Origin of the sequence: Variovorax sp. NFACC27, assembly GCF_048301545.1 — a bacterium.
Classification (GTDB): Bacteria; Pseudomonadota; Gammaproteobacteria; order Burkholderiales; family Burkholderiaceae_C; genus Variovorax; species Variovorax gossypii.
On sequence record NZ_CP157613.1, the window covers coordinates 3,491,142 to 3,515,973 of the forward strand.

Genomic DNA, 24,832 nt, shown 5'->3' on the forward strand with positions numbered 1-24,832 from the left:
ACAAAGGTTGATCATGGAAATCTCCAAGGCGGAAATCGTCTCCGCAGCCGCTGCGTCCTCTGGCGTAGGCAATTCGACTCAAGAACTCATGGGCGCCGAAGTGCTGGTCAAGGCACTGCAGGCCGAAGGCGTCCAATACGTCTGGGGCTACCCGGGCGGCGCGGTTCTCTACATCTACGACGCGTTCTACAAGCAGGACACCATCCAGCACGTGCTGGTGCGCCACGAGCAGGCCGCCGTCCACGCAGCCGATGGCTATGCGCGCGCAACTGGCGAAGTCGGCGTGGCGCTGGTCACTTCCGGTCCCGGCCTGACCAATGCGGTCACCGGCATCGCGACGGCGTACATGGACTCGATCCCGATGGTGATCATCTCGGGCCAGGTCCCGACGGCCGCCATCGGCCTCGACGCTTTCCAGGAGTGCGACACGGTCGGCATCACCCGTCCCATCGTCAAGCACAACTTCCTCGTCAAGGATCCGAAGGATCTGGCCATGACGATGAAGAAGGCCTTCCACATCGCACGCAGCGGCCGTCCGGGCCCCGTGGTGGTGGATGTGCCCAAGGACGTCTCGTTCAAGAAGATCCCGTACGCGGGCTATCCCGACAAGGTCGAGATGCGCTCGTACAACCCCGTGCGCAAGGGCCACGGCGGCCAGATTCGCAAGGCGCTGCAGCTGCTGCTGGCTGCGAAGCGTCCTTACATCTACACCGGCGGCGGCGTGCTGCTGGGCAACGCCTGCAACGAACTGCGCACGCTGGTCGACATGCTCGGCTACCCGGTCACCAACACGCTGATGGGCCTGGGCGCCTATCCGGCGAGCGACCGCAAGTTCCTGGGCATGCTGGGCATGCACGGCACCATCGAGGCCAACAACGCGATGCAGAACTGCGACGTGCTGCTGGCCGTGGGCGCGCGCTTCGACGACCGCGTGATCGGCAACCCCAAGCACTTCGCGCAGAACGAACGCAAGATCATCCACGTCGACATCGACCCGTCGAGCATCTCCAAGCGCGTGAAGGTCGACATCCCGATCGTCGGCGACGTGAAGGACGTGCTCACCGAGCTGATCTCGATGATCCGCGAGAGCACCGCCAAGCCCGACGCCGGCGCGCTGGCCGATTGGTGGAAGACGATCGAATCCTGGCGCTCGCGCGACTGCCTGAAGTACGACCGCGGAAACAAGGACGTGATTAAGCCGCAGTACGTGGTCGAGACCCTCTGGAACATGACCAAGGACGCCGACACGTACATCACGTCGGACGTCGGCCAGCACCAGATGTGGGCCGCCCAGTACTACCGCTTCGACGAACCGCGTCGCTGGATCAACTCCGGCGGCCTGGGCACCATGGGCGTGGGTATTCCCTATGCCATGGGCATCAAGCTCGCGAAGCCCGATTCGGAAGTGTTCACCATCACCGGCGAAGGCTCGGTGCAGATGTGCATCCAGGAGCTCTCCACCTGCCTGCAGTACAACACGCCGATCAAGATCTGCTCGCTCAACAACCGCTACCTGGGCATGGTGCGCCAGTGGCAGGAGATCGAATACTCCGGCCGCTACAGCCACAGCTACATGGATGCGCTGCCCAACTTCGTGAAGCTCGCCGAGGCCTACGGGCACGTCGGCATGCTGATCGAGCGTCCACAAGACGTGGAGCCGGCGCTGCGCGAGGCGCGCAAGCTCAAGGACCGCACGGTGTTCATGGACTTCCGTACCGATCCGACCGAAAACGTGTTCCCGATGGTGAAGGCCGGCATGGGCATCACCGAAATGCTGCTGGGTTCCGAAGATCTCTGATCCGCGGAACGACATTCGCTCAACTCTTTACTGACGAATCTATTGCCCGCCGAGCCCGCGCATTACCGTGCGCGGGGGAGGGCGGCGAAAAGAGGAGTCACGCAAACATGAAACACATCATCGCAGTGCTGCTGGAAAACGAGCCGGGTGCTCTTTCCCGCGTGGTGGGCCTGTTCTCGGCCCGCGGCTACAACATCGAATCGCTCACGGTGGCGCCCACGGAGGACGCGAGCCTCTCGCGCATGACCATCGTCACCACCGGTTCGGACGACGTGATCGAGCAGATCACCAAGCACCTGAACCGGCTGATCGAGGTGGTGAAGGTCGTCGACCTGACCGAAGGCGCCTACACCGAGCGCGAGCTCATGATGGTGAAGGTGCGCGCGGTCGGCAAGGAGCGCGAGGAGATGATGCGCATGGCGGAAATCTTCCGCGGCCGCATCATCGACGTGACCGACAAGAGCTACACCATCGAATTGACCGGCGACCACGGCAAGAACGACGCTTTCCTGGAAGCGATCGAGCGTAGCGCTATCCTCGAGACTGTCCGCACCGGTGCCAGCGGCATCGGGCGCGGCGAGCGCATCTTGCGCGTTTAGGAGGGTGACGGCGCCCTCAGTTCATACATTCGTCCACACATGAGGCAAAAGTGATGCGAGGTCTGCTCGGTTTCGACAGGATGGTGACTCCGGCGATCGTCCGGGTGCTCTACCTCCTGGGCCTGCTGGGCGTGATCGCCCTGGCGGGGGCGGCTCTCTACCAGGGGCAGTACCTGCCGGCGTTCGTGGCCCTGATCTTCGGCACTGTCGCCGTTCGCATCTTCAGCGAACTGTTCATCGTGCTGTTCCGCATCCACGACAGCCTCGTGTCCATCAACCAGCAGATGAAGGACCGGAATTCCTCCGGCCTTTGAGTGAAATGCATCCGGTACGGATGCTCGAGATTTTTTAGGAGAGATTTAAATGAAGGTTTACTACGACAAGGACGCTGACCTGAGCCTCATCAAGGGCAAGACGGTTGCAATCATCGGCTACGGCTCGCAGGGCCATGCGCACGCGCAGAACCTGAACGACAGCGGTGTCAAGGTCGTGGTCGGCCTGCGCAAGGGTGGCGCTTCGTGGCCCAAGGTCGAGAAGGCCGGCCTGAAGGTTGCCGAAGTCGCCGACGCCGTGAAGGCCGCCGACGTCGTGATGATCCTGCTGCCCGACGAGCAGATCGCCAACGTCTACAAGAACGACGTGGCCCCGAACATCAAGGAAGGTGCTTCGCTGGTCTTCGCACACGGCTTCAACGTGCACTACGGTTTCGTGCAGCCGCGCGCCGACCTCGACGTGTGGATGGTCGCTCCCAAGGCCCCGGGCCACACCGTGCGCAGCACGTACACCCAGGGTGGCGGCGTGCCCCACCTCGTGGCCGTGCACCAGGACAAGACCGGCAAGGCGCGTGACCTCGCGCTGAGCTACGCCACCGCCAACGGCGGCGGCAAGGCCGGCATCATTGAGACCAACTTCCGCGAAGAAACCGAGACCGACCTGTTCGGCGAACAAGCGGTTCTGTGCGGCGGCACGGTCGAGCTGATCAAGGCAGGCTTCGAAACGCTGGTGGAAGCCGGCTACGCCCCCGAAATGGCGTACTTCGAGTGCCTGCACGAGCTGAAGCTGATCGTCGACCTGATCTATGAAGGCGGCATCGCCAACATGAACTACTCGATCTCGAACAACGCCGAGTACGGCGAGTACGTCACTGGCCCGCGCGTCGTGACGGAAGAGACCAAGAAGGTCATGAAGCAGGTGCTGAAGGACATCCAGACCGGCGAGTACGCCAAGAGCTTCGTGCTGGAAAACGCAGCCGGCGCTCCCACGCTGATCAGCCGTCGTCGCCTGAATGCCGAGCATCAGATCGAAGTCGTCGGCGAGAAGCTGCGCGCGATGATGCCCTGGATCAAGAAGAACAAGCTGGTCGACCAGACCCGCAACTGATCTGCGAGCCAGGAGGGCGCTTCGGCGCCCGTTTCCCGAGGGCCACCCGTTGCGGTGGCCCTTTTGTTTGAAAGGGGACGACGCGGCCCCCTGAACTACACTGCGAACCATGCGATTCACAGATCAAGATGCTATCGAATGGATAGCTACCCACGTAGCACGCACGAGGGATGGAGGCAAATTCAATGCATGACGACACGCTTCCCGACGATGTGCCGCCGCGCAAGCGCCGCAAGGGCATCTACATCCTGCCGAACCTGTTCACGCTGGCGGCGCTCTTCGGCGGCTTCTATTCGGTCGTGATGGCCATGAACGCTCGCTTCGACCTCGCGGCGCTCGGCGTGTTCGCCGCGATGATCCTCGACAGCCTCGATGGCCGCGTCGCACGCATGACCAATACGCAGAGTGCGTTCGGTGAGCAGATGGATTCGCTGTCCGACATGGTGTCGTTCGGCGCGGCGCCGGCGCTCATCGCCTACGAATGGTCGCTCAAGGGGCTGGGCCGCTGGGGCTGGATCGCGGCCTTCGTGTATTGCGCCTGCGCGGCGCTGCGGCTCGCGCGCTTCAACGTCAACACTGGCGTGGTCGACAAGCGCTGGTTCCAGGGGCTGCCGTCGCCTGCGGCCGCGGCGCTCGTGGCGGGCTTCATCTGGCTGGTGAACGAGTGGGGCAAGCGCGGCGGCGAGGTGCTGTACCTCTCCTGGACGCAGATCACCTGGGTGACTTTCGCATTCACGCTCTACGCGGGGCTCACGATGGTCACCAATGCGCCGTTCTACAGTTTCAAGGACATCCAGATGAAGAAGAGCGTGCCTTTCGCGGTGATCGTGCTGATCGCGCTGGGCATTGCCGTCATCAACATCCATCCGCCGACGGTGCTGTTCGGCCTGTTCGTCGTCTACGGCCTGAGCGGCTACGTGGTCTACGCATGGCGCAAGGCCAAGGGCCAGCAGGCGAGCGTGATCAGCACCTCGACCGAAGAGCCCGACGAGCGCGGTTTGCATAACTGATCTCGGCTTGTGATACATTCGTCAGCCTCATGACCAAGATTTCGCTGCTGGCCCTACTAACCCTCCCTCACGGGCGGAGACGGTAGCGCACGCGCAAATCCCTCACCACGGCCCGTTCGCACCAGCAACGGGCCGTTTGTCTTTTGGGGTTGCTGGTCGATTACCAACCATCGAAGAGAAATCGACATGCTCAAGCAACCTCAAAGCAAATACCGCGCATTCGCCCCGATCGGCCTCAAGGACCGTACCTGGCCCGATGCCGTGCTGACCAAGGCGCCGATCTGGCTGTCGACCGATCTGCGCGATGGAAACCAGGCGCTGGTCGAGCCCATGGACATCGCGCGCAAGATGCGCATGTTCGAAACCCTCGTGGCCATCGGCTTCAAGGAAATCGAAGTCGGCTTTCCCTCGGCATCGCAGATCGAGTTCGACTTCGTGCGCAAGCTCATCGAGGAAGACCGCATTCCCGATGACGTGACGATCCAGGTGCTGACGCAGGCCCGCGACCACCTCATCGCTCGCACATTCGAATCGCTGCAGGGTGCTCCGCGTGCGATCGTGCACCTCTACAACGCGGTGGCCCCCGTCATGCGCCGCGTGGTGCTCGGCATGGACGAGGACCAGATCGTCGAACTCGCGAGCAGCCATGCCCGCATGTTCAACGAGTTCGCCGCCAAGCAGCCGAACACGCAGTGGACCTTCCAGTACTCGCCCGAAATGTTCTCGGGCACGGACGTGCACTTCTCCAAGCGCGTGGTCGATGCGGTGACCGAAGTGTGGGCACCGACGCCCCAGCGCAAGTGCATCGTCAACCTGCCCACGACGGTCGAGCATTCCACCCCGAACATCTTCGCCGACATGATCGAGTGGATGCACCGCAACCTGGCGCGTCGCGACTCCATCGTGCTTTGCGTGCACCCGCACAATGACCGCGGCACCGGCACGGCGGCAGGCGAGCTGGCCTTGATGGCTGGCGCCGAGCGCATCGAAGGCTGCCTCTTCGGCAACGGCGAGCGCACCGGCAACCTCGACCTCGTGAACGTCGCGCTCAACCTCTACACCCAGGGCGTCTCGCCGGAGCTCGACTTCTCGAACATCGACGAGATCCGCGCGACGGTCGAACATTGCAACCAGATCCCGGTGCACCCGCGCCACCCGTACGTGGGCGATCTCGTCTACACCTCGTTCTCCGGCTCGCACCAGGACGCGATCAAGAAAGCCTTCGCTGCGCGCAAGGAAGGCGACATCTGGGAGATTCCGTACCTCCCCATCGATCCGAAGGACGTGGGGCGCAGCTACGAAGCCGTGATCCGCGTGAACAGCCAGTCCGGCAAGGGCGGCATGGCCTACCTGCTCGAGAGCGAGTACGGCATCGAGATGCCGCGCCGCCTGCAGATGGAATTCATGCAGTCCGTGCAGCGCGTGATGGACGTCGCCGGCAAGGAACTCACCGCGGCCGACCTCTGGCAGCTGTTCGTTCGCGAATATGGCATCGAGACGGCGCAATCCCTGCAGAACCGCGTGATCGAAGAGGGCGGCGAGGGCGCCAACGCCTCGGTAGTGCTGCGCGGTGATCTGCCCTGGGACGGCGAGGTCCATGCCATCGAAGGCCGCGGAAACGGCCCGATCGACGCCTTCACCCAGGCGCTGAGCAAGGCCACCGGCCACACCGTGCGCGTGATGGACTACCACCAGCACGCCATCGGCGCCGGCGCCGACGCGAAGGCGGTCGCCTACCTGGAACTGCGCGTGGACGACAGCCAGACGCTGTTCGGCGTGGGCATCGATGCCAATGTGATCACGGCGTCGCTGAAAGCGATTGTTTCTGGCGTGCAGCGTGCGCGGACCCGGGGCGCACACGGGGCACAATCGGCGGTTGCAGTCGCCTGACTCTGCTGCGCCGGCCCTTGGTCGGGTGCGCGTGGGTGACGCACAACGGAGACCCACGATGACCGACCAACTCATTATTTTCGACACCACCTTGCGCGACGGCGAGCAATCGCCGGGCGCCTCGATGACGCGCGACGAGAAGCTGCGCATTGCCAAGCTGCTGGAGCGGCTGAAGGTCGATGTCATCGAGGCCGGTTTTCCCGCCAGCTCGAACGGCGACTTCGAGGCGGTGAAGGCAATCGCGAACGCGATCAAGGACTCGACGGTGTGCGGCCTCTCGCGCGCCAACGACCGCGACATCGGACGCGCGGCCGAAGCCCTCAAGGGCGCGGCCCGCGGACGGATCCACACCTTCATCGCCACCTCGCCGCTTCACATGGAAAAGAAGCTGCGCATGTCGCCCGACGAGGTTCATGAGCAAGCCAGGCTGGCCGTGCGCTTCGCGCGCAACCAGATCGGCGACGTGGAGTTCAGCCCCGAAGACGGCTACCGCAGCGACCCGGATTTCCTGTGCCGGGTGCTCGAGACCGTCATCAACGAGGGTGCCACCACCATCAACGTGCCCGACACCGTCGGCTACGCCATTCCCGAGCTCTACGGCAACTTCATCAAGATGCTGCGCGAGCGCATTCCCAACAGCGACAAGGCGATCTGGTCGGTGCATTGCCACAACGACCTCGGCATGGCCGTGGCCAATTCGCTGGCCGGCGTGAAGATCGGCGGCGCGCGCCAGGTGGAGTGCACCATCAACGGCCTGGGCGAGCGCGCGGGCAACTGCTCGCTCGAAGAGGTCGTCATGGCGGTGAAGACCCGCAAGGACTACTTCGGGCTCGACCTGCGCATCGACACCCAGCACATCGTGGCCGCGAGCCGCATGGTCAGCCAGACCACCGGCTTCGTGGTGCAGCCCAACAAGGCGGTGGTGGGGGCCAACGCATTCGCGCACGCCTCCGGCATCCACCAGGACGGCGTGCTCAAGGCGCGCGACACCTACGAGATCATGCGAGCGGAAGACGTGGGCTGGACGGCCAACAAGATCGTGCTGGGCAAGCTCAGCGGCCGCAACGCCTTCAAGCAGCGCCTGCAGGAGCTGGGCGTGGCCATGGACAGCGAGGGCGAAATCAATGCGGCCTTCCTGCGCTTCAAGGAGCTGGCCGACCGCAAGTCCGAGATTTTCGACGAGGACATCCTCGCGCTCGTCAGCGCGGAGGAGGTGTCGCACGTTGGTGAGCAGTTTGCTTTCGTCTCTCTCTCCCAGCACAGCGAAACCGGCGAGCGCCCCCAGGCGAAGGTCGTTTTCACCGTCCAGGGCAAAGAAGTCACCGGCGAATCCGATGGGAATGGCCCGGTTGATGCATCCCTGAAGGCGATCGAGTCGCACGTCAAGAGCGGCGCCGAGATGGTTCTTTACTCTGTAAACGCCATCAGCGGCTCGACGGAAAGCCAGGGAGAAGTTACAGTCCGGTTACAAAACGCAGGGCGGGTGGTCAACGGTGTCGGTGCGGATCCGGACATCGTTGTCGCTTCGGCTAAGGCTTATTTGAGTGCGCTCAACAAGTTACAGAGCCAAGCTGAGAGAGTGGCGGCACAAGGTTAGGTTTTCGGGCGATCCTTGATATTCGAATGAAGAAGAGGATGCAAGTAACTGATATTGCGTGTCTTTTTTGATTTCGATACACTGCGGTCCTCGTTTCTGCCGCTGGAGATTTATTAATGCCTGAAGCCCGCCTACGCCGAGTTTCCAGCCAGCGGTTCCTGCCCGCTTTCAAAGCCCTCGCCGTCGCGCTCTGCGCCACGGCGTTTTTGCTGCCTGGCGCCCAGGCGGCCAAGAAGGAAAAGCCCGCCGCTGCCAAGACCGCCGTCGCCGCCAAGAAGGCGAAGGGGCCCGTGCCGGTGGAAGTCAAGCGCAACGCCGCGTCGTCCAAGACGGCTCGCGGCGCTGTTCCGGTCGTCGTCGCCAAGCGCGGCGAACGCGCCGAGAAGGTGGTTCGCGGCGGCCGCAACGTCGTTGCCACCATCCACAAGAAGAACGGCAAGACCGTGGTGGCCGTGCAGCGCCGCTCGGTGGTTCGCGTCGCCGAAGTGCCCCCGCGCCAATCCTTCGGCCAGATGGCCGGCCTGCATGGAACCGAAGACGCACTCGACCTGAAGTCGAGCGTCGCGCTGGTCATCGACCAGGATACCCACGAAGTCCTGTTCAGCAAGAACGACCACGCCGTGCTGCCGATCGCATCGCTCACCAAGCTGATGACCGGCCTGCTCATCAGCGAGGCCCATCTGCCGAACGACGAGCTCATCACCATCACCCAGGACGACGTCGATACCGAAAAGCGCAGCAGTTCGCGCCTGACGGTCGGCACCACGCTCTCGCGCGGCGAACTGCTGCACCTGGCGCTGATGTCGAGCGAAAACCGCGCGGCGCACGCGCTGGGCCGCACCTACCCGGGCGGCCTTACGACCTTCGTGAGCATCATGAACGCCAAGGCCAAGATGCTCGGCATGAAGGACACGCGCTACGTGGAGCCCACCGGCCTGTCGAGCCGCAACCAGTCGAGCGCGCAGGACCTGGCGCTGCTGGTCAATGCCGCCTACGCCGATGCCACCGTGCGTTCGCTGTCCACCTCGCCTGAATACCAGGTCGAAGTCGGCAACCGCGTGCTGCAGTTCAACACCACCAACCGTCTCGTGAAGAGCCCCGATTGGGAAATCGGCGTGCAGAAGACCGGCTACATCTCTGAAGCCGGCCAGTGCCTCGTGATGCAGGCGCGCGTGGCGGGCCGCAAGCTGATCATGGTGTTCCTGGATTCGGCCGGCAAGTTCAGCCGCATCGCGGACGCCGAGCGGGTTCGCCGCTGGGTGGAGGCCACTCATGCAGCCGGCTCTCCGGCAGCCTCGTCGCGCAATACCGCGTATCAGATCGCTGGCTGATCGACGTCACACTCACCGGCAGCCCCAACGAAAACAGGCCCTCCAGAGGGCCTGTTTGCTTTGTGGGGGGCTTCCGGTGTGTCAGGCGCCGGTCGACGGGAGGCTGCTGCCTGCGGAGGGAGACGGTGCAGCGGCCATGCCTTCCTTGAACCCCAGTGCGCCCGAAATCTCGTTGGCGGTGGCCTGCAGCTTGGGCAGCCAGCCTTCGTCCAGCCGATCGGCTGGCGCGGAGATCGACAAGCCCGCCACCAGCTTGCCCTGATCGTCGTAGATGCCGGCGGCCATGCAGCGTACACCCAACTCCAGTTCTTCGTTGTCGCGGGCGATGCCGTACTGGCGCGCCTTCGACAACTCCCGCTCCAGCGCGGGCAACTGGGTGATGCTGTTGCGCGTGTGGCCGGCAAGGCCGGTGCGAGTGGCGTAGCTGCGCACCCGTTGCGGGTCATCCGCCGCCAGGAACAGCTTGCCGGTCGATGTGAGGTGCAGGGCGGCGCGGCCACCGATGGCGCGCACCACCTGCATGCCCGAGCGTTCGCTGTAGGAGCGCTCGATGTACACGATCTCGTCGCCCTGGCGCATGCTGAGGTTGACGGGCTGCTGCGTCAGCTTGTGCAGCTCGCGCATCGGGCCAAGTGCCGCGTCGCGCACGTTGAGCCGGCCCTTGACCAGGTTGCCCAGCTCCAGCAGGCGCATGCCGAGGCGGTAGCTGCCGGCCTCGGGGCGGTCGACGAAGCGGCCGACGGCCAGGTCGTTGAGGATGCGATGCGTGGTCGACGGGTGGAGCCCCGTCTTTTCGCTGATCTCCTTCAGCGAAATGGCGTCCTCGCGCGATGCCAGGACGTCGATCAGCGCGAACATGCGCTCGATCACCTGGATCACGGGAACGGCGGGAATGTCGGATTGGTTTTTTCTCATGGCGCTTGGCGGTGATGACCGAGCGCCATTTTACCTTGTGAAATCGCCTGGCGCCTGCCAGCGGCCATCCAACAACACTTCGTGAGGGGAAAAACGCGCCTTGTAGTTCATCTTCGGGCTGTGCTCGATCCAGTACCCGAGGTAGACATGCGGCAGCCCCAGCTTGCGGGCCTGCTCGATCTGCCAGAGCACGCTGTAGGTGCCGTAGCCGGTGGATGAGGCCCCCACGCTCGGCACTGCGTGCTCTCGCTGCCCCTCCAGGGGGGCGTCCGCTTGCTTGGGGCGGCCCGGCGCTACGCGGGTGTCGGGCTCGTAGAAGGTGTAGACGGCCGAGATGCCGTCGTTGAGCACGTCGAGGATCGACACCATCCGCAGCGCGCCCGCGCTGCCGTCGGGCAGCGTTTCGCGGAACTCCACCAGCCGAGAGTTGACGCGGCTCTGCAGCAGGAACTGGGTGTACTGGTCGATGCTGTCGTGGTCCATGCCGCCGCCGGCATGGCGGCCGTTCTGGTAGCGCAGGTAGAGCTGATAGTGCTCCGGCATGAAGCACAGCTTGAGCACGCGCGCCTGCAGGTCGGCATGCTGCTTCAGCGCGCGGCGCTGGCTGCGGTTGGGCCGGAAGTCGTTGGCCAGCACGCGCAGCGGAATGCAGGCACGGCAACCGTCGCAATAGGGCCGGTAGGTGAACATCCCGCTGCGCCGGAAGCCGCTGAGCACCAGGTCGGAGTAGGCGTCGTTGTGGATCAGGTGGCTGGGCGTGGCCACTTGCGAGCGGGCCTGCCGGTCCGGCAGGTAGCTGCAGGGGTAGGGCGCAGTTGCGTAGAACTGCAGCGTGTGAAGCGGAAGATCCTTGAGGTGCGTCACGTCGGGGAAGGAGATCGCGCGGAAAGGAGTTCAGACCAGTATACGGGGTCGAAACGCCACCGTGGGCCCTCTTGCTGGCGTGCCCCGGCGACGTGGGAGACGAAGCGCTTGCGGGCCATTTCGCGAGCGCCGAGGCTGGCGAGGTGGGCCGTGTTCTGCTGGCAGTCGATCATCTGCACCCCGTAGTGGCGGCAGAGCGACACCAGCGCGGCCAAGGCAATCTTCGACGCGTCCGGCCGGCGGGTGAACATCGACTCGCCGAACACCGCGCGGCCCAGCCCGACGCAGTAGAGGCCGCCCGCCAGTTCGCCGTCGATCCACGTCTCCACGCTGTGGGCGTGGCCGGCGCGGTGCAAATCCGTATAGGCCCTCACCATGTCCGGCACGATCCAGGTGCCCGACTGGCCTACCCGCGGTGAACTCGAGCAGGCCTTGATGACCGCCGCGAAGTCATGGTCGATGCGCACTTCGCAGCCGGGCGTTTCGATGAAACGCAGGAGGGTCTTGCGAAGTGAGCGGTGCAGCTTGAAGTCGGCCGTCCGCAGCACCATGCGCGGGTCCGGGCTCCACCAGAGGATGGGCTGGTCTTCGCTGAACCAGGGGAAGACGCAGTTGCCATAGGCCTGCATCAAAGTATCGACGTCGAGCGCGCCACCCGCGGCCAGCAGGCCGGGCACCGGGTCGGCCACGCCCCAGGCCGAGGCGGGGTCGGGCAGGGCATCTCCGGGTTCGAGCCAAGGCAGTTGTCGCATGGGCATAGGTATACACGGCTTCGCAAATTCCGATCCAGTGGGCGAAAATCGCGTGCCGCCGACACCGCCAAAAGGGTTCGGCCGACATTCCACGGCGCCACAAAACCAGCCGGAAACCCTATAGTGCACAGCTTGTTTTCGCGCACCCACGACAGATCAGGCAGGCCCGAGCACACGCCGGGGATCAGCATAAGAGGACCACGTTGACCACTGAACCCAATCCCACTCGCTTCGGCAGCGGCCAGGCGGTGCGCCGTCTGGAAGACGAAAGCCTCCTGTCCGGCGCCGGACGCTACACCGACGACGTCACGCTCCCCGAACAGGCTCATCTCGTCTTCCTCCGATCCTCGTACCCGCACGCGCGAATCCTCTCCATCGACACCAGCGCCGCCGCCGCCATGCCCGGCGTGCTGCGCGTGATCACCGGCGCCGAAATGGCCGAAGCCGGCGTCAAGCCCTTGCCGGGCGCGGCCGGCTTCAAGCGCGCGGACGGCAGCGACAGCGCCAGCCCTCCGCGCCATGCCATTGCCCACGAGCGCACGCGCTTCGTCGGCGAAGTGGTGGCCGCGGTCGTGGCCGACACGGTGCAGCAGGCGCGCGATGCCGCCGAAGCCATCATGGTCGACTACGAAGACCTGCCCATGGTGGTCGACCTCGCGAGCGCCACCGCCGACGGGGCGCCGCTGCTGTGCGAGGAAGCCACGGGCAACATCGCCGCCGAGATGCGCCACGGCAGCAGCGAGGCCGCCACGGCCGCCTTCGCCAAGGCCAGCCACGTGGTCGCGCTCGACGTGAACAACCAGCGCGTGGTGGCGCTGACGATCGAGCCGCGCTCGGTGCTCGCCGCGCGCGACGCCGAAACCGGACGCCTCACGATCCGCATGAGCACGCAGATGCCCTCCGGTGTGCGCGATTCCATCTGCGCCGCCATCGGCCTGCCCAAGGAAAAGGTGCGCGTGGTGGTGGGCGACGTCGGCGGCGGCTTCGGCATGAAGACCGGCGCCTATCCCGAGGACATCGCCGTCGCCTTCGCGGCGCTGCAGGTGAACCGCCCTGTGAAGTGGGTGGCCGACCGCAGCGAGGAGTTTCTCTCCAGCGCGCACGGCCGAGACATCGAGGCGCGCGCCGAGATGGCGCTCGATGCCGACGGCAGGATCCTGGCCCTGCGCATCAAGACCCTGGCCAACGTCGGCGCCTACGCCACAGGCACCGGCGTCGCGATCCAGCTGCTGATCGGCCCCTGGGTGCAGACCAGCGTCTACGACATCCAGACCATCGACTTCCACTTCAAGGCGGTGCTCACCAATACCGCTCCCACCGGCGCCTACCGGGGCGCGGGGCGGCCGGAAGCCATCTTCACCATCGAGCGGCTCATGGACGAGGCTGCGCGCCAGACCGGCATCGACCGCATCGTGCTGCGCCGCCGCAACTTCATCCGCCCCGAGCAGATGCCATACAAGAACCCGATGGCGCAGACCTACGACACCGGCAACTTCGAGTCGGTGATGGACCAGGCGCTGACGCTCGCCGACTGGCAGGGCTTCGAGACCCGTGCGGCCGAGTCGGCAGGCAAGGGCAAGCACCGGGGCCTGGGCATCGCCACCTTCCTCGAATGGACCGGCGGCAACGTGTTCGAGGAGCGCGTCACCGTCTCGGTGCAGGCCGACGGCGTGATCGAGGTTTTCTCGGCCGTCAACGCCATGGGGCAGGGCATCGCCACCTCGCTGGCCCAGCTCGCGGTCGATGCCTTCGGCGTGCCGATCGAGAAGGTGCGCGTGGTGCTCGGCGACACCGACCGCGGCGACGGCTTCGGCAGCGCCGGCTCGCGTTCGCTCTTCACCGGCGGCTCGGCCGTGCGCATCGGCGCCGAGCGCACCATCGACAAGGCGCGCGAACTGGCCGCTCAGGAGTTCGAGGCTTCCATCGACGACATCGTCTACAGCCGCGGCGTCTTCAACGTGGCCGGCACCGACCTCGAGCTCGACCTCTTCACGCTCGCGGCGAAGCAGCCGGGGCGCGAGATCTTCGTCGACTCCACCAGCACCGTGGCCGGCCCGACCTGGCCCAACGGCTGCCACATCTGCGAGATCGAGATCGATCCGCCCACCGGCGAGATCAGCGTGGTGGCCTACAGCTCGGTCAACGACGTGGGCCGGGTCATCAATCCGATGATCGTGCGCGGCCAACTCGAGGGCGGCGCGGTGCAGGGCATCGGCCAGGCGCTGTACGAGCAGGTGGTGTACGACCACGAGACCGGCCAGCCCGTCACCGGCAGCCTGATGGACTACGCCGCCCCGCGCGCCGACATCGTCGACACCATGTTCAACATGGAGATGGACGAGTCCACGCCGTGCAAGAACAACCCGCTGGGCGTGAAGGGCGTGGGCGAGCTCGGCACCATCGGCGCCACCCCGGCCATCGTGAATGCGGTGGCCGATGCCTTCGCGCGCAACGGCCTCGCAACGCGCGCGCCTCGCCTGCACATGCCGCTGAGCCCTGCGCGTGTCTGGCAGGCGATGCAAACCGTCGATTGAGCAATCGTTTTCGTGGGGCAGAAAGGCGTCGGCCATGCTTGTCACCAACGAAGTGCAGACCGACGCGATCCGTATCGCCAGCTACCGCTGCGACGCGGGGCCCGACGCGCAGCCTTTCACCGAGCTGCACGAAGGCTATTCGGTCTCGTACGTGCGCAAGGGCAGCTTCGGCTATCGCACGCGCGGCCGGGCCTACGAGCTGGTCGCCGGCTCGGTGCTGGTCGGCTGCCCGGGCGATGAATACGTCTGCACGCACGACCACCACGTCTGCGGCGACGAGTGCCTTGCCTTCCACCTGTCGCCGGGCTTCGTCGACCTGATCGGCGGCGACCGCAAGACATGGCGCACCGGCGGCGTGCCGCCGCTGGCCGAGCTCGTGGTCATCGGCGAACTGGCGCAGGCCGCGGCCGACGGGCAGAGCGACGTCGGGCTGGACGAACTGGGCATGTGGTTCGCGGGCCGCTTCGTCGAAGTCGTCTCCGGCCGGACGAAGCCCCGGGCGCCGGCTTCGGCCGCCGCACGTGACCGCCGCCGCGCGGTCGACGCCGCGATGTGGATCGACGCCAATTCGCAGCACGACATCGGCCTCGACGGTGCGGCAGCCGAGGCAGGCCTGAGTTCCTTCCACTTCCTGCGGCTGTTCTCGCAGGTGCTGGGCGTCACGCCGCACCAGTACCTCGTGCGTTCGCGCCTGCGGCACGCCGCGCGCCTGCTGGCCGACGACGACAGCCGGCCGGTGACCGAGGTCGCGCTCGACGTGGGCTTTGCCGATCTCAGCAACTTCGTGCGCACCTTCCATCGCGCGGCCGGCGTGTCGCCGGGCGGCTTCCGCAAGGCGGCCCAGGGCGACCGCAAGATTTTCCAAGAACGCATTGCCGCGCTCTTCGATGATGAGCTCCTGACCAATCCATCGAGCAGGAAGCCATCATGTACGACCACATCGGACTGAAAGTCAAAGACCTCGCCGCGAGCCGCCGCTTCTATGAAGCCGCGCTCGCGCCGCTCGGCCATGTGCCGGGCCCGCACGACGACAGCTACGCCGGCATCGGCCCGGCCGACGAGCCGGCGCTGTGGCTCTACGCCGCCAAGGGCGCGAAAGGGCCGGGCACGCACATCGCATTCCGCGCGCCGAATCACGAGGCTGTCGCCGCCTTCCACAAGGCCGGCCTGAAGGCAGGCGGCACCGACAACGGCGGCGCGGGCCCGAGGCCGGACTACAGCCCGACCTACTACGCGGCATTCCTGATCGACCCCGACGGCAACAACGTCGAGGCGGTCTGCCCCTGAAGCGAGGCCCGCCATGGCCACTGTCTACAAGGAATTCATCGTCGAGGCAGACGCTGCCCAGGTGTGGGACGCGCTGCGCGACTTCGGCGCGGTGCACACGCGGCTCGCGCCGGGTTTCCTCACCGCCTGCACCATCGATGCCGAGGGCGCCCGCATCCTCACCTTCGCCAACGGGCTCGTGGCGCGCGAGGTGCTGGTCGGCATCGACGATGCCCATCGACGGCTGGCCTACACCGTCACCGGCGGACAGGCCGCGCACCACCACGCAACGGCGCAGGTGTTCGAGGAGGGCGAGGGCCGTTCGCGCTTCGTCTGGATCACCGACGTGCTGCCCGACGCCATGGCGGCCTACGTCGGGCCGATGATGGAGCAGGGCGGCATTGCCATGAAGAAGGCGCTGGAGCAGCACGCATGAGCAGCAAGGCCCCGGACGACATCCGTGCCGTGATCCGGGGCTACGCCGACGCCTGGGTTGCCAACGACGTGCAGCGCATCGTCGACAGCTACCACGACGAGGTCGTCTTCCACTACTTCGGACGCAATCCGCTCGCCGGCACGCACCGCGGCAAGGCGGCGTGCCTCGCCGTGCTCAAGAAGATGAAGGAGCGAACGAATCGCCGACTTGTCTCGATCCGCGACGTGCTGGCGGGCGAGCACTACGGCCTGATCGTCGCGGTCGAGCAATTCGAGTTCCAGGGCCGTGCAGTCGAACTGGAGCGGCAGCTGCGCTACACCGTGAAGGACGGCAAGCTCGCGGAGTGCTGGATCTACGACGAAGACCAGCGCTTCGTCGACGAAGTGCTGGGCGGCTGAGACGCCGCCGGCTCAGAAGTCTTCCAGCGGCAGCCCGACGTAGTTCTCCGCCAGCGCGGTGGAGGCTGCGGTCGAGTGCACGAGGTAGTCGAGTTCGGCTTCCTGGATCTTCTGGCCGAAGGCGCCCGTTTCCGGAAAGCGGTGCATCAGCGAGGTGAACCACCACGAGAAGCGCTCGGCCTTCCAGACGCGGCGCAGGCACAGGTCGGAGTAGCGGTCGAGCGCCGAGGCCGACTTCTCCGCATAGAAGATCTCGAAGGCGCGCGAGAGATAGCCCACGTCGGCGGTGGCGAGGTTCAAGCCCTTGGCACCGGTCGGCGGCACGATGTGGGCCGCGTCGCCCGCCAGGAACAGGGAGCCGAAGCGCATCGGCTCGGCGACGAAACTGCGCAGCGGCGCGATGCTCTTCTCGAGCGAGGGGCCGGTCACCAGCCGCTCGCGCGCCTCGGGGTCGAGGCGGGCGCGAAGCTCGTTCCAGAAGGCCTCGTCGCTCCAGTTCTCCACGCGCTCCTCGGTCGGCACCTGCACGTAGTAGCGGCTGCGCGTGGCGCTGCGCATGCTGCACAGCGCGAAGCCGCGTTCGGTGTTGGCGTAGATCAGTTCATGCGACACCGGCGGCACGTCGGCCAGCACGCCGAGCCAGCCGAAGGGATAGATCTTCTCGTAGGTCTGGATCGCATCGGCCGGCACGCTCGCGCGGCTCACGCCGTGATAGCCGTCGCAGCCGGCGATGAAGTCGCATTCGATCTCGTGCGTCTGGCCGTCCTTCTCGTAGCGCACGCGCGGCTTGCCCGACTGGAAGTCGTGCAGGCTCACGTTCGCCGCGCTGTAGATGGTGGCGAGGCCCTCGGCCGCGCGGGCTTCCATCAGGTCGCGCGTCACTTCGGTCTGGCCGTACACCGTCACCTGCTTGCCGCCCGTGAGGCCGTGCATGTCGATGCGGTGGCGCGCGCCCTTGAAGAGCAGCTCGATGCCTTCGTGCGGCAGGCCCTCGGCCTTGGCGCGGGCGTCGACGCCGGCACGCGCCAGCAGGTCCATCGTGACCTGCTCCAGCACGCCGGCGCGGATGCGGCCGAGCACGTAGTCGCCGCTCTGGCGCTCGACGATGACGTTGTCGATGCCTGCCTTGTACAGAAGCTGACCGAGCAGCAGGCCGGCGGGGCCGGCTCCGATGATGGCGACCTGGGTGCGCATGTTCGTGTCTCCGAGAGGGTTTCGTGGAGCGTAGGGCGCACCGGGTCTTCTGAGGAGGCCGCTCGCGCGGCTCTGTGCGATCATGCGAATGCGTGCGCGATCATCGCGCAACACTTCCAAAGACGACGAACCACCACGCCGAATGAGCATCGCCAAGGCCGACTTCATCGAGGGCATCGCCAAGGGAATGGCGGTGCTCGAAAGCTTCGACACCGAGCGCCAGCGCCTGAACGCCACGCTGGCCGCCGAGCGCGCCGGCCTCACGCGCGCCGCGGCCCGCCGGCACCTGCTGACGCTGGCCCACCTGGGCTATCTGGAGACCGACGGCAGCTACTTCTGGATGGCGCCCAAGGTGCTGCGCTTCTCGGGCAGCTATCTCGCCTCGTCGCGCCTGCCGCGCGCGCTGCAGCCCACGCTGAACCGGCTGGCGGCGCAGACCGGCGAATCGTTCTCGGCGGTGGTGCTCGACGGGGAAGAGGTGGTCATCGTCGCGCGCAGCGGCAGCTACGGAACGCCGACGCGCGTGCTGGCCTACGGCCTGCACCTGGGCGCACGGCTGCCGGCGCATGCCACCTCCACCGGCCGCGTGCTGCTGGCCGCGATGGCGCCGACCCAGTTCACGCAATGGCTCAAGGGCCGGCACTTGGCGCGGCTCACGCCTCGCACGGTGACGCAGGCGCGGGGCCTGCGGCAGCTGATTGCCCGCGCGCGCAAGGACGACTACTGCTTCGCCAGCGAAGAACACGAGCTGGGCGTGCAGGCACTGGCCGTGCCGCTGCGCGACATGCAGGGCCACACGGTGGCCGCGCTCAACGTGGTGCTCTCGGGCACGCGCTACCAGGAAGAGACGCTGCAGCGCGAGATGCTGCCGCTGCTTTTCGAAGCCGCGCGAGAGGTCCGATCGCTTCTCTGATCTTCCCTTGGTCTGAACTTTGGCCGCGGCCCGCGCCTCGAATCCCCGAAACGGACACAACCATGCGACTCCTCCTCCTCGAAGACGACGTGATGATCGGCGAAGCGGTGCTCGACCTGCTGCGCGCCGAGCAGTACGCGGTGGACTGGGTGAAAGACGGCGAGGCCGCCGAATCGGCCCTGCGCACCCAGCAATATGACCTGGTGATGCTCGACCTCGGCGTGCCCCGGCGCGACGGACTCGAGGTGCTGCGCAACCTGCGCGCGCGCAAACAGCGCATGCCGGTGCTGATCGCCACCGCGCGCGACTCGGTGCAGCAGCGCATCGAGGGCCTCGATGCCGGCGCCGACGACTACGTGCTCAAGCCCTACGACCTCGACGAGCTGCTGGCCCGCATCCGCGCCTTGCTGCGCCGCGCCGCGGGTCGTGCCGAGCCGGTGTACGAGCACATGGGCGTGAGCATCAACCCGGCCACGCGCGAGGTCACGGTGGCCGGCCAGCCGGTGGTGCTGTCGGCGCGTGAATGGGCCGTGCTGGAGCCGCTGCTTGCCAGGCCCGGCATGGTGCTGTCGCGTGCCCAACTCGAGGAGAAGCTCTACAGCTGGAAGGACGAGATCAGCAGCAACGCGGTCGAGGTGTACGTGCACGGGCTGCGCAAGAAGCTCGGCGCGGAGCTGATCCGCAACGTGCGCGGTGTCGGCTACATGGTGCCGAAGATATGAGGAGGCTGACCGGCTCCCTGCGCGCGCGCCTGCTCTGGTTCCTGCTCGCGGCCATCGTGCTGGCCGCCGGTGCGCAGGCTCTGGTGGCCTACCGAACGGTGCTCGCCGAGGCCGACGACATCTTCGACTACCACATGCAGCAGATGGCGCTGTCGCTGCGCGCGGGCCTGCCGCCGAGTGCCGCGGTGGGCGGGCTGGGCGCCGCCGAGCAGAACTTCGATTTCGTGGTGCAGGTGTGGACCGCCGACGGCGTGCGCATCTTCGAATCCGCCGAGCAGGCCGCGCTGCCGCAGCTCGCGGTGCTGGGCTTCGCCGACGTACAGGCGCGGGGCACTACCTACCGCGTGTTCTCGATGCAGACGCGCGGGCTGGTGATCCAGGTGGCGCAGGACATGGCGGCGCGGCGCCACATGGCCGGCACGCTGGCCCTGCGCACCATCGCGCCGGTGGCGCTGATGGCGCCGCTCCTGATGCTGGTCGTCTGGTGGGTCGTGAGCCAGTCGCTCGCGCCGGTGGCCCGGGTGCGCAAGCAGGTGGCGTCCCGCCAGGCCGACGACCTGTCTCCGGTGAGCGAGGAGAACCTGCCGGAGGAGGTGCGCCCGCTGGTGCAGGAGCTGAACCTGCTCTTCGATCGCGTGCGCCATGCCTTCGATGCGCAGAAGCACTTCGTCGCCGATGCCGCGCACGAGCTGCGTTCGCCGTTGGCCGCCCTGAAGCTGCAGGTGCAGGGCCTGCAGCGCGCGCCCGACGATGCCTCGCGTGAGCTGGCCGTGAACCGGCTGGTGGCGGGCATCGACCGCGCGACGAGGCTGGTCGAGCAGATGCTCGCGCTGGCCCGTCATGAGGCCAGCCTGGCGGCCGGCGCCAAGCCGGAGCCGGTCGACCTGGCCGAGGTGGCGCGGCTCGCCGTGTCCGACGCCGTGGCGGCCGCGCAGGCGAGGGGCATCGACATCGGCATTGCGCACGCCGAGGAGGCGGTGGTCGACGGCCAGTCCGAGGCGCTGCGCATGCTGCTGCGCAACCTGCTGGAGAACGCGATCAAGTACACGCCCGTCGAGGGCCGTGTCGACATCGGCATCTCCCGCCAGGGCGACGCCGCCGAACTCACCGTGGACGACAGCGGACCGGGCCTGCCGCCCGACGAGCGCGAACGGGTGCTCGACCGCTTCTACCGCTCGGGCGAATCGCAGGCGTCGGGCAGCGGCCTGGGCCTGGCCATCGTCAAGTCGATCGCCGACCTGCATGGTGCGACCGTGGCGCTCGACCAGTCTCCCAGCCTCGGCGGCCTGCGCGTGCTGGTGCGCTTTCCCGCGCGCGCCTGAGCCCCTTCCGGCGGCGCCGCGCCGTTTAAGCGGCGCTTAAGTCAGACCCGCGACATTCCTTTCATCGTTTTGCGTCCATACGCCCAGAAAGGAACCGACAAATGAACACACGTCTGACTTCGCCCCGTGCCCTGGCCATCGCCCTGGCAAGCGCGGGCGTGATCGGTGCCGTCGGCGCCGGCGCCTACACCAGCGCCCGCGCAGTGGGCGCCCCGACCACCAATGCCGTCGCCACCGCGCCCGCGGCCATGGTCACGCTGCCCGACTTCTCGACCATCACCTCGCGCGACGGCCCGGCCGTGGTCAACATCAGCGTGACCGGCACCATGAAGGCCTCCGACGACGAGGCCGCCGCAGAGATCCAGGGCATCGATCCCGACGATCCGATGTTCCAGTTCTTCCGCCGCTTCCAGGGCCAGATGAATCCGCGCGGCCAGCAACAGCAGCAGCGCGATGTGCCGGTGCGTGCGCAGGGCTCGGGCTTCATCGTCGACCCCAGCGGCGTCATCATCACCAACGCCCACGTCGTGAAGGACGCGAAGGAAGTCACCGTCAAGCTCACCGACCGCCGCGAGTACCGCGCGAAGGTGCTGGGCGCCGACGCCAAGACCGACGTCGCGGTGCTCAAGATCGACGCCAAGAACCTGCCCGTGCTCGCGCTGGGCAACACCAAGGACCTGAAGGTCGGCGAATGGGTGCTGGCCATCGGCTCGCCCTTCGGCTTCGAGAACACCGTGACGGCTGGCGTGGTGAGCGCCAAGGGCCGCTCGCTGCCCGACGACAGCTACGTGCCCTTCATCCAGACCGACGTGGCGGTGAACCCCGGCAATTCCGGCGGCCCGCTGCTCAACACGCGCGGCGAAGTGGTCGGCATCAACTCGCAGATCTACAGCCGCAGCGGCGGTTACCAGGGCGTGTCGTTCGCGATTCCGATCGACGTGGCGATCCAGGTGAAGGACCAGATCGTCGCCACCGGCAAGGCCACGCACGGCCGCCTCGGCGTGGCGGTGCAGGAAGTGAACCAGGCCTTTGCCGATTCGTTCAAGCTCGACAAGCCCGAAGGCGCGCTGGTCTCGAACATCGAGAAGGGCGGCCCCGGCGACAAGGCCGGCCTGAAGGCGGGCGACGTGATCCGCAAGGTCGACGGCCAGCCCATCGTCTCCTCGGGCGACCTGCCCGCGGTGATCGGCCAGCAGGCACCGGGCAAGAAGGTCACGCTCGAAGTGTGGCGCCAGGGCGAACGCCAGGAGCTGCAGGCCAAGCTCGGCGACGCGAGCGACAAGCCGGCCAAGGTCGCGAAGGCCGACGCCGACGTGGGCCAGGGCAAGCTGGGCCTGGCGCTGCGCCCGCTGCAGCCGCAGGAGAAGCGCGAGGCCGCGGTCGACAACGGACTGCTGATCGAAGACGCGGCAGGCCCCTCGGCCCAGGCCGGGGTGCAGGCAGGCGACGTGCTGCTGGCCATCAACGGCACGCCCGCGCAGAGCGTGGAGCAGGTGCGCGAGGTGGTGGCGAAGGCCAGCAACAAGTCGGTGGCGCTCCTGATCCAGCGCGGCGAGGACAAGATCTTCGTGCCGGTCCGAATCGGCTAAGTTCTCCCCCAGGCTTCGCGCACTTCGTGTCGCTTCGCCAACCCCCTTCCGGGGGGGGCAACACCTGAGGCCCGGCAAAGCCGGTTCCTCGGTGTTCCGCGAAATCCAGGATCCGACTACCGACCTCGCGCCCGCATGACTTCACCTGCCCAGAGCCTCTCGGCGCACATCCTGCCCACGTCGGCCACCATGATCGGCGTGTGCATGACGGTGATGTCCATCGGGCACCTCGGGCCGCGCGACGACATGCGGCTCTTGATAGACCGCCTGCTCGCGGTGGACGCGCTGGTCTTCCTGGCCAGCGCGTTGCTGTCCTTCATCTCGATGCGTTCGCGCAGGTCGGGCGCGCGGCTGGAAGCCTGGGGCGAGATGGTCTTCATCGCCGGGCTCGCGCTGCTGGCGCTCGGGGCGGTGACGCTGGCGTTCGCGCTGCGCTGACAGCGAGCGGCTTCAGGCGGGTGCGCAGGGCCAGTCGAGCTGCATGCGCGTGCCGCCGGCTGCAGGGTCCACCGTCTCGATCTGCAGCCGCGCGCCGATGGACTGGGCGCGTGCCCGCATGTTGGCGATGCCGTGCCCCGTGCGTCCGCCACTGGCCGGCGCCGCAGGCAACCCGCGCCCGTTGTCCGTGAGCATGATGCGCACCAGCGCCGGCGTTTGTTCCCCGTGCCAGCTCGCGTGCATCACAATGCGCGTTGCGCCCGCGTGCTTGAGCACGTTGGTGAATGCCTCGAGCAGGATGCGCTGCAGCTGCAGGGCCGCCTGCGCGGCGAAGGGTTCCAGCTGCGGGATCACTTCGACGTCCCACACCAGCTCGATTCCGGCCGCGTCGAGGCGGGGCTGCAGCCGGTAGCGCAGCGTGGCCAGCACGGTGGCCAGGTCGTCGTGCGTGGGCTGCAGCGAGTCGACGGCCATGCGCATCTCGTCGAGCGCGAGTTTCACGTGCTCCTCGATCACCGCGCGGTCGGGTTTTGCCTGCGTCACGACGTTGAGCAGGCCCACCAGCTGCGACCCCACGCCGTCGTGGATCTCCCGCATGATGCGCTGGCGCTCCAGCAGCACGGCCTGTTCCTGCTGCTGCTGGCGCACGGTCTCGAAGGCGCCGCGCAGCTGGTCCTCGCGCTCCGCCACACGGGCCGCGAGGTTGGCGTTGAGCGCGCGGTAGTCGGCCACGGTGCGGCTGTAGCGCTCGACCACCAGGCCGGCCAGGATCATCACGAAGAAGAACATGGCGTGCGCCGTCAGCGTGTAGTAGGCGCCGCCGAAGAGGCCCATGCGCACCAGCAGCAGGTCGTGCGCGCCGGCCAGGATGGCCAGCGTGCCCGCCGCCATCAACACGCCCGCGATGCGGCGGCGGTCCACCAGCGCCCCGTAAACCACGTAGGGCAGGCAGATGATGCTGATGCACTGCAGGATGACGAGGCCGCCGGTCCACAGCAGCGGCCGGGCGAACGCGAAGGAGGCGCAGGCCAGCGCGACCGACAGCGCGAGCGCGCCGTAGATCGAGCGCACCAGCCACGGCGGGTTGCGCTCCAGCACCAGCAGCACGAAGCGCGCGATCAGCCCGATGTGGCAGGCATAGCAGACCGCCACCACCGCACCCCACAAAGGCCAGGGAACCGCCACGTCGGGCCACACGCGGTCGAGGTTGCGCGCCACGCCCGAGAGCGCGGCGAGCGCGAAGCAGCCGTAGAGCGCATCGCGCTGGCGCAGCCACAGCCCGCCGGCGATGCCGCCCATCAGCAGCAGGCTGACGGCGTAGACGATGGCCGAGGTGTTGCGCCAGTTCTGCCGCGCGCGATAGACCGGCGCCAGCGAGGACTCCGGGCCGTAGTGGATGCTGGCCAGCCCCGCGCCGCGCTGGCGCTGGATGGTGGTGCGCACGACCAGCGACTGCGGCTGGCCGCTCTGGTGCAGCACGGCCGGCACCGGCACCAGCAGGTTGCTCTTGGAGGCGTCGTAGTTCGGCACGCCCAGCGTGCCGTAGCTGGCCACCAGCGCGTCGTTGAACGAGATCGCCACCTGGTTGCCCGCGCCCGAGAGCAGCAGGGCGGCCGGCTTGCCGGCCGGCACAGCAGCGGCGGGCAGCTCGATGCGGTAGGTCGCCTTGCCGCCGCGGCCGGGGAACTCGTGGTCCCAGCGGAAGGGGAACTCCACCCGGCGCGTTTGCATCGGCAGGCCGTCGGGTTCGAGCACCGCCTCGGCCGAGGAAACGTCGAAGGCGTCGGGTGCTTCCGCGGCGTTGGCACGAGGGGCCGCCGACGCCAGGGCGAGCCACAGGCACAGGGCGGCGAGCAGCAGGCGGCAGAGGCCGCCGGCGGTCAC

At 67.0% G+C, this 24,832-nt stretch carries 23 protein-coding genes; 18 read left to right on the plus strand and 5 right to left on the minus strand.

The genetic code is table 11. The features are described from left to right. The first annotated feature begins 13 nt into the window (after nt 1-13). From ABL840_RS16340 to ABL840_RS16375, 8 genes are all read left to right on the plus strand, one after another. On the plus strand, nt 14-1,798 hold the full coding sequence (locus ABL840_RS16340) for an acetolactate synthase 3 catalytic subunit (RefSeq protein ID WP_093302605.1): 1,785 nt from the start codon (nt 14-16) through the stop codon (nt 1,796-1,798). A 107-nt stretch (nt 1,799-1,905) separates the two neighbouring features. Next, entirely contained in the window at nt 1,906-2,397 is a 492-nt protein-coding gene (gene ilvN / locus ABL840_RS16345; RefSeq protein ID WP_007834236.1) for an acetolactate synthase small subunit, read from the plus strand. 53 nt (nt 2,398-2,450) lie between these two features. Further along, nucleotides 2,451-2,711 (plus strand): DUF4282 domain-containing protein, encoded by a 261-nt coding sequence (locus ABL840_RS16350; RefSeq protein ID WP_093195496.1) that lies wholly within the window; start codon nt 2,451-2,453, stop codon nt 2,709-2,711. Between the two features lie 49 nt (nt 2,712-2,760). Further along, nucleotides 2,761-3,777, plus strand: coding sequence for a ketol-acid reductoisomerase (gene ilvC, locus ABL840_RS16355; RefSeq protein WP_081266312.1), 1,017 nt, complete (start codon nt 2,761-2,763; stop codon nt 3,775-3,777). A gap of 185 nt (nt 3,778-3,962) precedes the next feature. Beyond that, a complete protein-coding gene (gene pssA / locus ABL840_RS16360) occupies nt 3,963-4,787 on the plus strand; it encodes a CDP-diacylglycerol--serine O-phosphatidyltransferase (RefSeq protein ID WP_019652981.1) in 825 nt (274 codons plus the stop codon). Between the two features lie 186 nt (nt 4,788-4,973). Next, nucleotides 4,974-6,677: a 2-isopropylmalate synthase gene (gene leuA / locus ABL840_RS16365; RefSeq protein ID WP_093195495.1), complete on the plus strand. Its 1,704-nt coding sequence runs from the start codon at nt 4,974-4,976 to the stop codon at nt 6,675-6,677. Between the two features lie 58 nt (nt 6,678-6,735). Continuing rightward, nucleotides 6,736-8,274 carry a 2-isopropylmalate synthase gene (locus ABL840_RS16370; RefSeq protein ID WP_093195494.1) on the plus strand — a complete coding sequence of 513 codons (1,539 nt, stop codon included), beginning with the start codon at nt 6,736-6,738 and terminating at the stop codon, nt 8,272-8,274. A gap of 116 nt (nt 8,275-8,390) precedes the next feature. Then, nucleotides 8,391-9,605, plus strand: a complete 1,215-nt coding sequence (locus ABL840_RS16375; RefSeq protein WP_093302608.1) for a serine hydrolase — start codon at nt 8,391-8,393, stop codon at nt 9,603-9,605. An 81-nt stretch (nt 9,606-9,686) separates the two neighbouring features. On the opposite strand, the gene ABL840_RS16380 is transcribed toward ABL840_RS16375, so the two are convergent. Genes ABL840_RS16380 through aat form a run of 3 tightly spaced genes read right to left on the minus strand, consistent with a single transcriptional unit; the run spans nt 9,687 to nt 12,136 of the window. Further along, nucleotides 9,687-10,520: an IclR family transcriptional regulator gene (locus ABL840_RS16380; RefSeq protein WP_093302610.1), complete on the minus strand. Its 834-nt coding sequence runs from the start codon at nt 10,518-10,520 to the stop codon at nt 9,687-9,689. Nucleotides 10,521-10,550: 30 nt separating this feature from the next. Next, a complete protein-coding gene (locus ABL840_RS16385; protein WP_093195491.1) occupies nt 10,551-11,384 on the minus strand; it encodes an arginyltransferase in 834 nt (277 codons plus the stop codon). Then, nucleotides 11,381-12,136, minus strand: a complete 756-nt coding sequence (aat, locus tag ABL840_RS16390; RefSeq protein WP_093303268.1) for a leucyl/phenylalanyl-tRNA--protein transferase — start codon at nt 12,134-12,136, stop codon at nt 11,381-11,383. Before aat ends, ABL840_RS16385 begins: the two co-directional genes overlap by 4 nt. Nucleotides 12,137-12,339: 203 nt before the next feature. Here aat and ABL840_RS16395 point away from each other — a divergent pair, with 203 nt between their 5' ends. From ABL840_RS16395 to ABL840_RS16415, 5 genes are read left to right on the plus strand one after another with little or no spacing between them, the layout of a single operon-like run. Next, on the plus strand, nt 12,340-14,670 hold the full coding sequence (locus tag ABL840_RS16395) for a xanthine dehydrogenase family protein molybdopterin-binding subunit (protein WP_093195490.1): 2,331 nt from the start codon (nt 12,340-12,342) through the stop codon (nt 14,668-14,670). 34 nt (nt 14,671-14,704) lie between these two features. Beyond that, nucleotides 14,705-15,619, plus strand: a complete 915-nt coding sequence (locus tag ABL840_RS16400) for a helix-turn-helix domain-containing protein (protein ID WP_093302612.1) — start codon at nt 14,705-14,707, stop codon at nt 15,617-15,619. Continuing rightward, complete coding sequence (locus ABL840_RS16405; RefSeq protein WP_093054451.1) at nt 15,598-15,957, plus strand: VOC family protein; 360 nt, start codon at nt 15,598-15,600, stop codon at nt 15,955-15,957. Before ABL840_RS16400 ends, ABL840_RS16405 begins: the two co-directional genes overlap by 22 nt. A gap of 13 nt (nt 15,958-15,970) precedes the next feature. Next, nucleotides 15,971-16,372, plus strand: a complete 402-nt coding sequence (locus ABL840_RS16410; protein WP_093302615.1) for an SRPBCC family protein — start codon at nt 15,971-15,973, stop codon at nt 16,370-16,372. Continuing rightward, complete coding sequence (locus tag ABL840_RS16415; protein ID WP_093302616.1) at nt 16,369-16,770, plus strand: nuclear transport factor 2 family protein; 402 nt, start codon at nt 16,369-16,371, stop codon at nt 16,768-16,770. The genes ABL840_RS16410 and ABL840_RS16415 overlap by 4 nt, the downstream gene beginning before the upstream one ends. Before the next feature lie 12 nt (nt 16,771-16,782). Here ABL840_RS16415 and pobA read toward each other — a convergent pair whose 3' ends face one another. Next, complete coding sequence (gene pobA / locus ABL840_RS16420) at nt 16,783-17,964, minus strand: 4-hydroxybenzoate 3-monooxygenase (RefSeq protein WP_093302619.1); 1,182 nt, start codon at nt 17,962-17,964, stop codon at nt 16,783-16,785. Between the two features lie 142 nt (nt 17,965-18,106). On the opposite strand from pobA, the gene ABL840_RS16425 reads away from it, so the two are divergent. The 5 genes from ABL840_RS16425 to ABL840_RS16445 all read left to right on the plus strand — a co-directional run bounded on the left by ABL840_RS16425 (nt 18,107) and on the right by ABL840_RS16445 (nt 22,948). Further along, complete coding sequence (locus ABL840_RS16425; protein ID WP_093195484.1) at nt 18,107-18,877, plus strand: IclR family transcriptional regulator domain-containing protein; 771 nt, start codon at nt 18,107-18,109, stop codon at nt 18,875-18,877. 62 nt (nt 18,878-18,939) lie between these two features. After that, on the plus strand, nt 18,940-19,599 hold the full coding sequence (locus ABL840_RS16430) for a response regulator (RefSeq protein ID WP_093302621.1): 660 nt from the start codon (nt 18,940-18,942) through the stop codon (nt 19,597-19,599). Then, complete coding sequence (locus tag ABL840_RS16435; RefSeq protein ID WP_093302624.1) at nt 19,596-20,921, plus strand: ATP-binding protein; 1,326 nt, start codon at nt 19,596-19,598, stop codon at nt 20,919-20,921. The genes ABL840_RS16430 and ABL840_RS16435 overlap by 4 nt, the downstream gene beginning before the upstream one ends. 101 nt (nt 20,922-21,022) lie before the next feature. Continuing rightward, nucleotides 21,023-22,510 (plus strand): DegQ family serine endoprotease, encoded by a 1,488-nt coding sequence (locus ABL840_RS16440; RefSeq protein WP_093302627.1) that lies wholly within the window; start codon nt 21,023-21,025, stop codon nt 22,508-22,510. 135 nt (nt 22,511-22,645) lie between these two features. Beyond that, nucleotides 22,646-22,948 carry a hypothetical protein gene (locus ABL840_RS16445; protein WP_093195480.1) on the plus strand — a complete coding sequence of 101 codons (303 nt, stop codon included), beginning with the start codon at nt 22,646-22,648 and terminating at the stop codon, nt 22,946-22,948. A gap of 12 nt (nt 22,949-22,960) precedes the next feature. On the opposite strand, the gene ABL840_RS16450 is transcribed toward ABL840_RS16445, so the two are convergent. After that, entirely contained in the window at nt 22,961-24,832 is a 1,872-nt protein-coding gene (locus ABL840_RS16450) for an ATP-binding protein (RefSeq protein ID WP_093302630.1), read from the minus strand.